The sequence below is a fragment of the Streptomyces zagrosensis genome (genome assembly GCF_014203645.1).
Taxonomy (GTDB): Bacteria; Actinomycetota; Actinomycetes; order Streptomycetales; family Streptomycetaceae; genus Streptomyces; species Streptomyces zagrosensis.
Genome location: NZ_JACHJL010000002.1, coordinates 377,055 through 389,883, shown reverse-complemented (window position 1 = coordinate 389,883; position 12,829 = coordinate 377,055). Strand labels below are relative to the sequence as shown.

Genomic DNA, 12,829 nt, shown 5'->3' with positions numbered 1-12,829 from the left:
GGCATGGCTGCTGAGAACAGATGTGGGGTGGCCGGCGCGAAGGTGGCTAGCGCGGAGGTGGCCGGCGGCGATTCGGCGGTGCCGTCGGCTGTCGGGTCGGCTATGGCGCTGGTGGGGGCGGGGCCGAACGGTCCGGAGGTGGTGGGTGCGGGGTCGGCGAGCGTGGAGTCGGTGAGCGTCGAGTCCTCAGTTGCCGAAGCGGGAAGCCCGAAGGTGGTGGAAGCGGTGTCGGAAAAAGCAGACGCGAGGCCGCTCGGTTCAGCGGCGGCAGGTAGTGGCTCTGCGGGTGCGGCGCGGACCCGCCCGGCGAGCCCGCGCGGGCTGGTGGGCCTTGCGCCGGTGGTGGCTGGTTCCCCCGAAACGGAGCGGGTGCCGCATGTGCCGGGCTTCGCACGTCGAGACGGGCGAGGGTTCGGCAAGCGAGCGGGAAAGGCCCTGCGGGAGGTGTTGCCGCGCTCTGTGCACGGCCATTTCGCACCGGATGCTCACCGCCCCGACGCGGTCACCGCCGTACGGGAATCCAGCGCTGGGCGCCTGCCGGAACTGACTCCGATACGGGTTGGCCGAATGGCGGCGACCCCGTTCGCATTTCTGCGCGGCGCGGCCGGGTTGATGGCGTACGACCTGGCGTGTGGGCCCGTGACCGGGATCGGGACGCAGATATGTGGGGATGCGCACGCCGCGAACTTCGGCCTGTACGGGGATGCGAGGGGGCGCCTGGTCATCGACCTCAACGACTTCGATGAGACCCTGTACGGCCCCTGGGAGTGGGACCTCAAGCGATTGACGACCTCGCTGGTGCTGGCGGGCCGGGAGACCGGCGCGGACGAGGAGGTGTGCCGCACAGCGGCCAAGGACGCGGCGGGTGCCTACCGGCGCACCATGCGGCTGTTGGCCAAGCTGCCGACCGCGGAGGCGTGGGGCGCGATAGCCGACGAGGAACTGGTCTCGCATGCAGACGCCAAAGACCTGCTCGGCACGCTGGAACGAGTGTCGGAGAAGGCCCGGCGCAACACCAGCGCGCGCTTCGCGGCACGGGCGACGGAAGCGTTGCCCGATGGTGGGCGGCGGTTCGTGGACGCGTTGCCGGTCCTGCGCCGGGTGTCGGACGAGGAGGCGGCGGCGGTGACGCTGGGGCTCGGCGACTATCTGCGCACGCTGCCGGAGGACCGGCTGCCACTCCTGGCCCGGTACGCGGTGCACGATGTGGCCTTCCGCGTGGTGGGCACCGGCAGCGTGGGGACTCGCTCGTATGTGGTGCTGCTGCTCGATCACCGAGGTGAGCCGCTGGTGCTTCAAGTGAAGGAAGCAAGGGAATCCGCCCTACTCCCGCATGTGACCAAGGTCTCTCTCGACCCACGCTGGAGCGGCCTGCCGCTACCGGGCGTCAGTGGCTGGCCGACAGCTGGAGCCGTGGCTCTGGTGGGGCAGGACGCAGCGCACGAGGGCAGTCGTGTGGTCACCGGACAGAAGCGGATGCAGGTGGTCAGCGACCAGTTGCTGGGTTGGACCACCGTCGCTGGGCGGCCGTTCCAGGTGCGGCAGTTCCGCAACCGAAAAGGCAGCGTGGACCCAACGGCATTGGCTGCCGACCAGATAGATGACTACGGACGAATGACGGGCGCGCTCCTGGCACGGGCCCACTCGCACAGCGCCGACCCTCGTCTCATCGGCGGGTACTGCGGTAAGGGAGAGGAGTTGGACGAGGCGATGGCGGAGTTCGCGATGGCGTACGCGGATCGTACCGAGGCCGACCACGCGAGGCTGGTCGCGGCGGTGCGCAGTGGGCACATAGCCGCCGAGCTGGGGGTCTGAGCCGTACTCGGCGGGGCAGGTGAGGCGGCCCGTAGGCTGGCTGGGTGACGAACTCCGAAGCGCAGACGAACCAGGAAGCGCAGCAGGCACCGCAGTCCGCGCCGGGAGCCGCGCCACGGCCCGAAGAACGGCTGGAACGGGCGGTGCGGGCCGCCGAGCAAGCTTTGATCGAGTTCGAGATCGCCCTGGAGACCTTTCGGGTCGAGGTCGAGAACTTCTCCCGACTGCATCATCAGCGGCTCGGCCCCATGTATGCGCGGCTGGATGAGTTGGACGCGCTGATCGCCGAGGCGGTGGCGACTCGGTCGGGTGACGCGGAGGACCTGCGCCGAGCCCAAGAGGCACGTGCTCTGGTGCTGCCCATGCCGCAGGTCGAGGAGTTGTTCCAGGGCTGGATGGACTCGGATGGGCTCTCGCCCGAGGCCCAGTCGATGCTGACGGAACGCTCGGTCCAGCCGCCGGCACGGGTCCGGCCCAGTGAGGAAGCCCGCCGAATCTTCCGCGAACTGGTCCGCAAGGCCCACCCCGACCTGGCCCGCGAGGAGGCCGAAAGGGAACGCCGGGAGGCATTCATCGTCCGGGTCAACGCTGCCTACGCGGACGGCGACGCCAAGGCGCTGCATGAACTCGCTGAGGAGTGGGAGGCGGGCCCGCGGCTTGAGCCGCAGTGGCCAAGCCGCAGCGAGGAACTGTACGCGCGGCTTGAGTGGCTGGCCCAGCGCAAGGAAATGCTGGCGACTACAGCCGCGGAACTGGAGTCCAGTGCGATCGGCGCCATGATCAAGATGGCCCAAAACGATCCGGACGGGCTACTCGAAGAGATCGCCGAGCAGCTGCTCGCCCAGGTCGCCGAGCGCGAGGCCCGCTTGGCGGAACTGCGCAACTGACCCTCACGGCGTGAGTCGGCCGGTCGAGACTGGCGGCATGAGCAGAGTGGCTGAAACCGGCGACGTGAGCTGGCCAGCCCGAGACTGGCAGCGCCTTTAAGCCGTGAGGCAGCAGCGATTTCGTCGCGAGCTCACGGGGGGTTGGCTGCCCGCGGGGCGCGGGGCTCGGCGCTCGGGGTTAACGGTCCTGGGCTCCAGGGCTTGTGGTCGGGTTTCTGGCTGGGAGGCTGCGAGGCTCCGGCGCTGTGAGGTTCCGGGGCTTCATGGGCCTGGCTTCGGGTTCCTGGGCTTGGCTCCACGAGGTCTTGGCACCACGGGCCTGGCTTGGGCTTCTGGGCTTGGCTTACGGGCTCTGCCCCCGCGGGGCTTGGCCGTACGAGGTCTCGCCGTACGGGGCGTGGTCTTACAGGGCCTGGCTCCTGGGTTCCACGGGTTTGCCCGTGGGTTCCAGGGGTCTGGAAGTCCGCGAGCCGACCGGAGCTGAAGCCTGGTCGTGCTCGACCGGGGAGGGGAGGGCGGGGGGGTGGGGGTGGGGGCCCCAAGGAACGTGTGTTGGGCACCCTGTGCGCTGCGATTCCCTCTCCATCTCATGAGCGCCCCGCCCTCGGATGGTTGAGGTTGTGGCCGCGGGTACGCCCGCTGCGGTTGTGGGTACGGCCGCGATCGTGGCTATGGCTACCACGATCGCGGCGGCGGCGGCGGTGGCAGTGACAGCGGCGGCGGTGGCAGCAGCGGCGGTGGCAGCAGCGGCGGTGGCACATGGCAGTGATGGTGGATGCGGCAGCGACTGTGGATACGACAATGACCGTGGATGCAGAAGCGTTGGTGGATGTGGCTGCGATGGTGGGTGCGGCAGTGACCGTCCACGTGGCGGTGGCTGTGGGTGTCACTGTGATGGTGGTTACGACCGTGATCGTGGTTACGGCTGCGTGGGAGCCACGGGGATAGCCCTTAAGGACTGGGACTGGGACTGGGACTGGGACTGGTGGGTCGGGGCGGTGGGGGCCTGCCGGGTTCGGTGGGAGAAGAGCAGATGAGAGATCGCGAAAAGAGTGAAAGAAGAGGTGCTTTGATGTCATTTGCCAAGATGCCGGAGGTGGAGGCCGCGGCGGTACCGGCCGATGGGTTCCTGCTGGATGTCCGCGAGAACGATGAGTGGGCAGCAGGGCATGCCGAGGGCGCGCTCCATCTACCGATGGGGGAGGTCGTCGATCGGTTCGGCGAATTGACCGATGCGGTTACCGATGGGCGCAGAGTGCACGTCGTATGCCGCGTCGGTGGACGGTCTGCGCGGGTGGCTCAGTACCTGATCGCGCAGGGCCTGGATGCGGTGAACGTGGACGGCGGCATGTTGGCCTGGCGCGCCGCGGGTCGCCCGATGGTGAGTGAAGGTGACCAGCCCGCGTCCGTGCTCTAGGGTCCGTCCGGCGGATCTTGCCGGGGGGCCCACCGGCGCTGACTGGCTGTGGCGACCCACCGGACAAGGAACTGGGAGGGGCAGGTTGGGCCCGCCGTTAAATGCCTCGACATCGGGCGCGGTGGTCGGGGACGCTTCGCGCGATGACAAGAATCGACGACACGCCGCCCGCGTGGGACGAGCGCACCCAGCTCACCACGTTTCTCGACTACGCACGTGACACCGCCCGCGCCAAGTGCGATGACGTCTCGGCGGAGAACGCCCGCAAGGCGCTCCTGCCGGGGTCACCGCTGATGACCATGAGCGGAGTGATCAACCATCTCCGCTGGGTCGAGTACTACTGGTTCCAGGTGGTCTTCCTCAGCGAGGAAGACCGGGGCCCCTGGACCGAGGAGGACCCCGACCGCGAGATGCGTATCGCCGTCGACTTCCCGCTCACGCAGTTGCTCGACGAATACGCTGAACAGAGCGCCCGGTACCGCGAACTGGTCGCCGGGAATGGCCTGGGCAAGCAGGCCCAGCGAGCCATCCGCGACGGCCTCCATGTTGACCTGCGTTGGATTCTCCTTCACCTCACCGAGGAGACAGCCCGCCACAACGGCCACCTGGACATCCTGCGCGAGATGCTCGACGGCACGACCGGCGACTAGATCCGGCAGAGATCACGGGCGGAGCCAGAGTCGGATCGAGGCGACGGTGACGGTGCCGTGGGAGACGTAGCCGCGCTTGTCGAACCTCGTCGCCACGGCCCGGAAGTTCTTCAACGCGTTGATCGTCCGCTCGACTTCGTTCCTGCGCTTGTAGATCGTCTTGTCGAAGCCTGCGGGCCGGCCGCCCTTGCTGCCTCTTCGTTGGCGGTTGGCCCGCTGGTTCTTCGGTTCGGGAATGGTGTGCTTGATCTGGCGTCGTCGCAGGTAGCGGCGGTTGCGGCGGGAGGAATACGCCTTATCGCCGCCGAGATGGTCGGGCCGCGTGCGCGGGTGCCCGCCGCCGAGGCGTGCGACATGGATACGTTCCATGACCGGGATGAGCTGCGGAGCGTCGCCCCACTGACCCGGAGTGATCAGCAGGGCCAGGGGGCGGCGTCCACCCTCACCGGCGAGGTGGATCTTGCAGGTCAGACCGCCCCGGGAGCGTCCGAGCCCCTCGTCGGGGCGGTGCTGCCGGGGCGTGCGTCTTTTCCCGGCACTCGTGGCGGTTTCCTACGAGCCCCGGCGGCGTGCTGATGGGCCCGGCAGGAGGTCGAATCGACGCTCACCATCGACCAGTCGTTCCGGCCTTCCGCGTCGGCGTCGGCCAGGACGGCCGCGAAGATCCTGTCCCAGGTACCGTCCGCCGACCAGCGTCTGTGCCGTTCGTACACCGTCTTTTAAAAACCGAAACGCGCAGCTAAATCCCGCCACGGCACCCCCGTGCGCAGTCGATACAGGATCCCGTTGATGACCCTGCGGTGGCCAGCCCAGCGGCCGCCGCGCTGCCCGGACTTCGGCAGATGCGGCTTCAGCCGGGCCCACTCTGCATGCGTTAAATCTCCCCGCGCCATGCTCATGCCAACGACCCGAAGCCGCGACGGTCACAAGATCCACCGGACAGGCCCTAGCGAGGTGGTGCCGCGCCGGGTACGGCGGCCGGGCCTTGGCGCCTGGCCGTCGCCGGGCCGCGACCGCCTGCGCGCAGGGTGTGCTTTGGGTCGGATGAGTCCGCGGGGCGAGAGAAACCGGCGGCGCAGCAGGAGTCCGCGGAGTGCGGGAAAACCCGCTCTGTGGAACGAGCCCGCGGTGCGGGAAGAGTCCGCGGTGCCAAGGGCGTCCTCGATCAGTGTCGCGTGGCGTTGTGTCGTGGCGAGAGCGAGCGGGACAACGGGCGTAGCTGGGGTGAGCGTGATTAGCGGTCGAAGTCCAGCTCCACCTGTTCGCTGACCGGATGGGATTGGCAGGCCAGCACATACCCTGCTTCGATCTCCTCCGCTTCCAACGCGAAGTTACGGTCCATCTGGACCTCGCCGCAGACCAGAAAGGCCCTACAGGTGCCGCAGACGCCGCCCTTGCAGGCGTATGGGGCGTCGGCGCGGTTGCGCAGTACGGCCTCCAGAAGCGATTCCCTCTCCCGTACCGCCCAGTTGCCCGACCTGCCGTCAAGGGTGGCGGTCACCATGCTGTGCGCGGGGGCGACACTGCTCGCGACGGGCACGGAGCCGTCGTCCACATGGAAGACCTCCTGGTGTACCCGGGTGCGGGGGACTCCGAGTTCACGCAGGGCCGCGTCAGCGGCACGCACCAACCCGTAAGGCCCGCACAGGAACCAGCCGTCCACAGCGGCCACCGGCAGCAATGCAGGCAGCAGTCCAGTCAGCCGCTCCTGGTCGAGGCGCCCGGACGGTAGTCCTGCCTGCTGTTCCTCGCGGGAGAGCGCGTGTATGAGCTGGAGCCGGTCCGGGTAGCGGTCTTTGAGGTCGGCGACCTCTTCGAGGAACATCGTTGAGGCGGCGGAGCGGTCGCTGCGGATGAGGCAGAAGCGGGCAGTGGCGCGGCGAGCCAGCAGCGACGAGACGATGGACAGCACAGGGGTGATGCCGCTGCCGCCGACGATGGCTGCATAGTGCCCGTCGCGGTTGGGGTGCCCGTTGCGATCAGCGTGAGCTTGCTGCTCGGTGCTGTCCGCGACGGGGGCTCGTTGCAGATCGAGTGTGAACCGGCCGGTCGGCGCCATCACCTCCACCTCATCGCCTACCGCGAGTTCCTTGAGGGCGTAGGTGGAGAACTCACCTCCGTCAACCAGACGCACGCCCACCCGCAGGCTTTCGGGGCCGTCCGGGTCGCACATCGGGGAGCAGATTGAGTAGGTGCGGCGTATCTCGGTGTCGCCGGTGAAGCGGCGTACGGCGATGTGTTGGCCCGGGGTGTAGCGGTAGACGTCGCGCAGACCGGGCGGCACGGTGAAGGTGATCGCTACGGCGTCGTCGGTGAGCCGGTCGGTGGCCGCCACGCGCAACCGGTGAAACGCGCTATGGCGGACCGTGCTCATGACAGCTCCTTGAAGTGGTCGAAGGGTTCGAGGCAGGACTCGCAGCGGTGCAGTGCCTTGCACGCGGTGGAGGAGAACCGGCTGAGCAGGGTGGTGCGCGTCGATCCGCAGTGTGGGCAGCGGATGGCCAGGTCCACCGCCACCGGCCCATTGGTGGCGGGCCCGGTGGTGCGCGGCGGGGCGATGCCGAACTCCTTGAGCTTGCGGCGGCCGTCCGCGCTGATGGCGTCGGTGGTCCAGGGCGGCGACAGCACGGTGCGGACCGTGACCTCGGGTATGCCGTGTTGGTGGAGAACCCGCTCGATGTCGGCGGACATGGCCTCGATCGCCGGGCAACCGGTATAGGTCGGGGTCAGCTCCACCTCGACCCTGCCCGGCCCGGTGACCCGCAGCCCACGCAGGACACCGAGCTCGGCGAGGCTGATCACGGGCAGCTCGGGGTCGGGCACGGACCCGGCTGCCTCGCGCAGTTTCCGCTCCAGCGGCGTCTCCTCCACGGGGCCTGCCGTCACCATGCCGCCCCCGGGTGGCTGCGATGCAGATGCTGCATCTCGGCCAGCATCCGCCCGAAGGGCTCGGTGTGCACGCCCTGCCGTCCGCCGCCTGCGGTCCAGGCGTCGCCCTGTGGACCGGACGGCATGGTCAGCGTGGCCTGTTGGAGCACGTGGGCTATCTGCTCGGTCCAGCGCTCGCGCAGGGTCGGCCAGTCCACCGATAGGCCTTCGATCGGCTCGAAAACCTCATCGGTGTACCGCCACAGCGCATTGAGGCCCTGCTGCATTCGCTGGTGGCTCTCGGCCGTTCCGTCGCCGAGGCGCAGGGTCCAGTGCTCGGCGTGGTCGCGGTGGTAGGCGACTTCCTTGACTGCCTTCGACGCGAGCTCGGCCAAGGCGTCGTCGCCGCGGGCCAACTCCTCGTACAACAGCCGCTGGTAGCTGGAGAAGTAGAGCTGGCGCGCGATGGTGTGAGCGAAGTCGCCGCGGGGTTGTTCCACGAGCTGGAGGTTACGAAAGGCGCGTTCCTCACGGAGGTAGGCCAATTCGTCCTCGTCGCCGACGAGCGATAGCAGTATGCGGGCCTGCCCGAGCAGGTCGAGCGAGATGTTGGCGAGGGCCAGTTCCTCTTCGAGGACGGGGGCGTACCCGGCCCACTCCCCCAGCCGGTGCGACAGGACCAGGGCGTCGTCGCCCAGGGCCAGCGCCGCGCTTGCGGGTAGGGGGCTCATAGGTGCCGTACTCCCTCGGGAATCTCGTAGAACGTGGGGTGGCGGTAGGGCTTGTCGGCGGCGGGGTCGAAGAATGAGTCCTTCTCGTCCGGCGATGACGCGGTGATCTCCGTGGAGGGGACGACCCAGATGGAGATGCCTTCGGAGCGGCGGGTGTAGAGATCGCGGGCGTTACGCAGGGCCATGGCGGCGTCCGGGGCGTGCAGGCTTCCGGCGTGGGTGTGGCTCAGGCCGCGCCTGCTGCGCACGAACACCTCCCACAAGGGCCAGTCCGTCGTACTCATGCGATGTCCTCTTCCCGCGTGTGGCGCTGCTGCTGGACTTGCTTGGCCGCGTACTCGGCGGCGGCCTCGCGCACCCAGGCACCTTCCTCGTGTGCCGTGCGGCGCTGGCTTATGCGTTGTTCGTTGCACGGTCCGTTGCCGCGGAGCACTTCGCGGAACTCTTCCCAGTCGATGGGGCCGAACGTGTGGTGCTCTCGTTCCTCGTCCCAGGACAGGTCGGGGTCGGGCAACGTGAGGCCGAGGGACTTGGCCTGCGGGACGCAGATATCGACAAAGCGCTGCCGCAGCTCATCGTTGGAGTGTCGCTTGATCCGCCAGGCCATGGACTGGGTGGAGTGCCCCGATTCGTCGTCTGGCGGGCCGAACATCATCAGCGACGGCCACCACCAACGATTGACGGCGTCCTGCGCCATGGCGTGCTGAGCCTCTGTTCCCTGGCTGAGGGCGAGCAGCAGTTCGTACCCCTGGCGCTGGTGGAAGGACTCCTCCTTGCAGATCCTGACCATGGCGCGGGCGTACGGACCGTAGGAGCAGCGGCAGAGCGGGACCTGGTTGGTGATCGCGGCACCGTCCACCAGCCAGCCGACGGCGCCCACATCAGCCCAGGTCAGCGTCGGGTAGTTGAAGATCGACGAATACCTTTGGCGGCCGGTGTGGAGGCGGTCGAGGAGTTCGTCGCGGCCCGTGCCCAGGGTTTCGGCGGCGCTGTAGAGATATAGGCCGTGGCCTGCTTCGTCCTGCACTTTCGCTATCAAGATGGCCTTGCGGCGCAGCGAGGGGGCGCGGGTGATCCAGTTCGCTTCTGGTTGCATGCCGATGATCTCGGAGTGGGCGTGCTGGGCTATCTGCCGCACCAATGAGGCGCGGTAGGCGTCCGGCATCCAGTCGCGCGGCTCGATGCGCTCATCGGCGGCCACGGTCGCGTTGAACCGCGCCTCGTGTGCCGCCTCGTCCTGTGTGCCGGCGTCCGGCGTCATCGTCGTCATGCCACGTCCCCTCGCCACCCCGACCCGCAGGCCATCGAGACTTCGGTGGCCGATGCGTCCCTCGGGGGGTCCCGTGGGCTCACCGAACCAACCAACCGACCGATCGTTCGGTTCAATGGTGTCTCGTGCCTCAATCGGTGTCAAGGCTGTGGATAACTCGGAGCCACTGTGCTCAGTGGGGGCAGCCTGGGTACGGTCTCGGGGCGTAAGTGGTGCGGGGTGACGCGCTGCCAGAATGGGAAACGGGGCGGGTATGCAGCCGGAGGAGCGAGCCGAGCAGCCTGAAAGGGCCGGCGCGGACGGCAAGGAGTCGTGCCCGGATGGGCCGGCGGCCGGTGTGGTGCCTCCACCGCGGGCCGCTGCCCCCGATCCTCGCCCTGTCACCGTGCTCGGGCCCCGCCTGGGTGACCTCCCTGGCCCTCGCTTTGGCGATGCCCCGGCCCTTGGCTCCGCCCGCGCACCCCATGCTGATCCCGCTAGCGAAGCGGCGCGTGGCCATCTGTCCTTGCCTGGCCAACTCGTGATCGGTGTGGCGACAGCGGTGGCTGCGGTGGCCATCGCCGTCCACCTGGGGATGTCGTTTCTGTATGTAGCGCCGTCCAATACGGTCAATAAAAAGCACGGCGAGATGATCAGCGATTATCTCTATCCCGAGTTCGAACAGAACTGGAAGCTCTTCGCTCCGAACCCGCTTCAGCAAAATGTCGCCGTGCAAGCGCGCGCCGAGGTGCGCACTCCCGAAGGTGGCATGGCCGTCACCTCTTGGTCCGACCTGACGGCCCAAGACGGCGAAGACATCCGACACAACCCGCTGCCCAGCCACTCACAGCAGAACCAACTGCGGCGCGCCTGGGAGTTCTACGCAGGCTCCCACGATGCCAAGGAGCAGCCGATCGGTCTGCGGGGGCAGCTCTCTGAACAGTACGTACGCCGCATGGTGGCGCACCGCTTCGGTCCCGAACACGATGGCGGCACCGTGGAGCGCGTACAGGTACGGGCCGCCACCACCCCCGTCGCACCGCCCTCCTGGAGCGAGGAGAAGATCGACCTGAAGCCGGTCGTGCGCGTCCTACCGTGGTGGCCGGTCACCAGCGGCGATCTGCCCGGCAAACAGGCATCGGGCGATCGGCGGTCAGCGGACGGCCAGGCGAAGGAGAGCGACCGGTGAACCTGCGCATGCTGGGAGGCCGTCTGGAGCGCGCCGCGGTCCGCGGTCAGACGAAGATCACGGGCGCTGCGCTCGGCCCGTATCAGAGCGCCGTGGTCAGGATCGGGTTCTCCTTTACCTGGCTGCTGTTCCTGCTGCGCGAATGGCCGCACCGGCAGGTGTTGTACGGACCGGATAGCCCATGGGCCGCGCATATGGCCCGGCAGTTGATCGAGGGCAACGGCGCCTTCACCGCGCTGATGTGGTCGGACAGCCAGGCGTGGTTCGAGGCGGTATACGTCGTCGCCGTGCTCTCCAGCGCGTTGCTGCTGCTGGGCTGGCGTACGCGCACCATGTCCGTGCTGTTCATGGTGGGCGTGCTCTCGCTGCAAAACCGGAACATCTTCGTGGGCGACGGCGGCGACAACATCATCCATTTGATGTCGATCTACCTGGTACTGACCAGGTGTGGCCAGGTGTGGTCGCTGGACGCCCGCCGCGCGGCGCGTAGGCGTCAGCGGCCGTCCAGCCCCATCAGCCCCGCCAGCCACGTCCCGTCGCACGCGTACGGCACCAGCGCTCCTCCTGCCCCACCCAGCAACACCAGCCCACCTGAAATCATCCGTACCCCCGGTCTCTTTGGCAGCGACAGCACCGGTGTCGTGCTGTGGACGCTGCTAGGCACCACGCTCGCCGTGATCACCGCGCTCGGCGAGCTGAGCGGCGGCTGGGCGCTGATCTTTTGGGGGCTGTGGGCGATACACGCGGCGTGGTGGGCGGTGTGCCGGTACGCGCCGGGGGAGCCGCGCGCCGTCATGGACGCACTCGCCAACCTCGCGCACAACGCCACGCTCGTGGTGATCATGGGCCAGGTCTGTCTGATCTACGCCACCGCTGGTTGGTACAAGATCCAGGGCACCCGCTGGCAGGACGGCACCGCCGTGCACTACCCGCTGAATTTGGACTACTTCTCACCATGGCCCGGGCTGACCGATGTCCTGGCCAGCAATGGGACGATGGTCATGGTGCTCAGCTACGGGACGGTTTTTGTCCAGGTTGCCTTCCCCTTCGCGCTGCTCAACCGGCGGGCCAAGAACACCCTGCTGGTCGTGATGATGCTGGAACACGTTGGCATCGCCGTCGTGCTGGGGCTGCCATTCCTCTCGCTCGCGATGATCGCCGCCGACTCGGTGTTTCTGCCGACGATCTTCCTGTGCTGGTTGGGTTCCACGTTGCGTCGCGGTCGGGAGCGGCTGCTGCGTCGTCCGGCGGACAAGCCCGAACGGGACGCCGGGCAGCGAGCGGCCCGTACCCTCGTGGGGTGACCAGTCAGACCTCACCCGACGCCCCGGACCGGCCCGTTCCCGCCGCATCCGAGGACGAGCCGCTCCAGTACGACGAGGGGTTCCAGCAGCAGATCGGGGTCGGGCCGCATCCTCGGCCGTGGCCGGTTGGCGACCGATATGACCCGGAACTGCTCGCTCACGGAGATCGCCGCAATGTCGTGGACCCTTACCGCTACTGGACCCACGACGCGATCGTCGCCGATCTGGATACGCGGCGGCATGACTTCCATGTCGCGGTGGAGAACTGGAGCCACGACTTCAACATCGGTTCCGTGGTCCGTACGGCCAATGCATTTCTCGCCAAGGAGATCCACATCGTTGGCCATCGGCGCTGGAACCGGCGTGGGGCGATGGTCACCGACCGCTATCAGCATCTGCGGCATCATCCGGACACCGCCGATCTGACGGCGTGGGCCGCGGCCGAAAAGCTCCCGGTGATCGGGATAGACAACCTCCCGGGGGCGGTTGCGCTGGAGCGCGTCGAGTTGCCGCGCCGTTGTGTGCTGCTGTTCGGGCAGGAGGGCCCCGGGCTGACCCAGGAGGCGCGAGATCAGGCGGCGATGGTGTGCTCGATCGCCCAGTTCGGCTCCACGCGCTCCATCAATGCCGGTGCGGCGGCGGCCATCGCGATGCACTCCTGGGTGCGGGTGCACGCGACGATCACCAACTGACCCGTGTGAGCCGCGTTTACACAGCCA

The 12,829-nt window shown here is 68.1% G+C and carries 12 protein-coding genes and 1 pseudogene; 7 read left to right on the top strand and 6 right to left on the bottom strand.

What is annotated here, in order from left to right:
* The first annotated feature begins 3 nt into the window (after window positions 1–3).
* From FHS42_RS05260 to FHS42_RS05245, 4 genes are all read left to right on the top strand, one after another.
* Window positions 4–1,815, top strand: coding sequence for a DUF2252 domain-containing protein (locus FHS42_RS05260; protein ID WP_246494205.1), 1,812 nt, complete (start codon window positions 4–6; stop codon window positions 1,813–1,815).
* 44 nt (window positions 1,816–1,859) lie between these two features.
* Entirely contained in the window at window positions 1,860–2,702 is an 843-nt protein-coding gene (locus FHS42_RS05255) for a hypothetical protein (protein WP_312866731.1), read from the top strand.
* Window positions 2,703–3,774: 1,072 nt separating this feature from the next.
* Complete coding sequence (locus tag FHS42_RS05250; RefSeq protein WP_184569338.1) at window positions 3,775–4,119, top strand: rhodanese-like domain-containing protein; 345 nt, start codon at window positions 3,775–3,777, stop codon at window positions 4,117–4,119.
* Between the two features lie 143 nt (window positions 4,120–4,262).
* On the top strand, window positions 4,263–4,769 hold the full coding sequence (locus tag FHS42_RS05245; RefSeq protein WP_184569337.1) for a DinB family protein: 507 nt from the start codon (window positions 4,263–4,265) through the stop codon (window positions 4,767–4,769).
* 12 nt (window positions 4,770–4,781) lie between these two features.
* Here FHS42_RS05245 and FHS42_RS05240 read toward each other — a convergent pair.
* From FHS42_RS05240 to paaA, 6 genes and pseudogenes are all read right to left on the bottom strand, one after another.
* Window positions 4,782–5,662: pseudogene (locus FHS42_RS05240) on the bottom strand (IS5 family transposase).
* Between the two features lie 341 nt (window positions 5,663–6,003).
* Complete coding sequence (locus FHS42_RS05235) at window positions 6,004–7,143, bottom strand: 2Fe-2S iron-sulfur cluster-binding protein (RefSeq protein ID WP_184569336.1); 1,140 nt, start codon at window positions 7,141–7,143, stop codon at window positions 6,004–6,006.
* Window positions 7,140–7,658, bottom strand: a complete 519-nt coding sequence (gene paaD / locus FHS42_RS05230; RefSeq protein ID WP_184569335.1) for a 1,2-phenylacetyl-CoA epoxidase subunit PaaD — start codon at window positions 7,656–7,658, stop codon at window positions 7,140–7,142. Before paaD ends, FHS42_RS05235 begins: the two co-directional genes overlap by 4 nt.
* Window positions 7,652–8,368, bottom strand: a complete 717-nt coding sequence (gene paaC / locus FHS42_RS05225; RefSeq protein ID WP_184569334.1) for a 1,2-phenylacetyl-CoA epoxidase subunit PaaC — start codon at window positions 8,366–8,368, stop codon at window positions 7,652–7,654. The genes paaD and paaC overlap by 7 nt, the downstream gene beginning before the upstream one ends.
* Entirely contained in the window at window positions 8,365–8,652 is a 288-nt protein-coding gene (paaB, locus tag FHS42_RS05220) for a 1,2-phenylacetyl-CoA epoxidase subunit PaaB (protein WP_184569333.1), read from the bottom strand. Before paaB ends, paaC begins: the two co-directional genes overlap by 4 nt.
* A complete protein-coding gene (gene paaA / locus FHS42_RS05215) occupies window positions 8,649–9,638 on the bottom strand; it encodes a 1,2-phenylacetyl-CoA epoxidase subunit PaaA (protein ID WP_184569332.1) in 990 nt (329 codons plus the stop codon). The genes paaB and paaA overlap by 4 nt, the downstream gene beginning before the upstream one ends.
* Window positions 9,639–10,143: 505 nt before the next feature.
* On the opposite strand from paaA, the gene FHS42_RS05210 reads away from it, so the two are divergent.
* Genes FHS42_RS05210 through FHS42_RS05200 form a run of 3 tightly spaced genes read left to right on the top strand, consistent with a single transcriptional unit; the run spans window position 10,144 to window position 12,802 of the window.
* The gene (locus tag FHS42_RS05210) at window positions 10,144–10,806 is read left to right on the top strand and encodes a DUF5819 family protein (protein ID WP_312866730.1); all 663 of its coding nucleotides are present in this window, start codon (window positions 10,144–10,146) and stop codon (window positions 10,804–10,806) included.
* Between the two features lie 8 nt (window positions 10,807–10,814).
* A complete protein-coding gene (locus tag FHS42_RS05205; RefSeq protein WP_184569757.1) occupies window positions 10,815–12,110 on the top strand; it encodes an HTTM domain-containing protein in 1,296 nt (431 codons plus the stop codon).
* A complete protein-coding gene (locus tag FHS42_RS05200) occupies window positions 12,107–12,802 on the top strand; it encodes a TrmH family RNA methyltransferase (RefSeq protein ID WP_184569331.1) in 696 nt (231 codons plus the stop codon). Before FHS42_RS05205 ends, FHS42_RS05200 begins: the two co-directional genes overlap by 4 nt.
* Window positions 12,803–12,829 lie beyond the last annotated feature (27 nt).

Excerpts from the sequence above, each read along its gene's own strand:
- FHS42_RS05260 (WP_246494205.1), top strand. The coding sequence starts at position 4 with ATGGCTGCTGAGAACAGATGTGGGGTGGCCGGCGCGAAGGTGGCTAGC.
- FHS42_RS05250 (WP_184569338.1), top strand. The coding sequence starts at position 3,775 with ATGTCATTTGCCAAGATGCCGGAGGTGGAGGCCGCGGCGGTACCGGCC.
- FHS42_RS05245 (WP_184569337.1), top strand. The coding sequence starts at position 4,263 with ATGACAAGAATCGACGACACGCCGCCCGCGTGGGACGAGCGCACCCAG.
- FHS42_RS05235 (WP_184569336.1), bottom strand. The coding sequence starts at position 7,143 with ATGAGCACGGTCCGCCATAGCGCGTTTCACCGGTTGCGCGTGGCGGCC.
- paaD (WP_184569335.1), bottom strand. The coding sequence starts at position 7,658 with ATGGTGACGGCAGGCCCCGTGGAGGAGACGCCGCTGGAGCGGAAACTG.
- paaC (WP_184569334.1), bottom strand. The coding sequence starts at position 8,368 with ATGAGCCCCCTACCCGCAAGCGCGGCGCTGGCCCTGGGCGACGACGCC.
- paaB (WP_184569333.1), bottom strand. The coding sequence starts at position 8,652 with ATGAGTACGACGGACTGGCCCTTGTGGGAGGTGTTCGTGCGCAGCAGG.
- paaA (WP_184569332.1), bottom strand. The coding sequence starts at position 9,638 with ATGACGACGATGACGCCGGACGCCGGCACACAGGACGAGGCGGCACAC.
- FHS42_RS05205 (WP_184569757.1), top strand. The coding sequence starts at position 10,815 with ATGCTGGGAGGCCGTCTGGAGCGCGCCGCGGTCCGCGGTCAGACGAAG.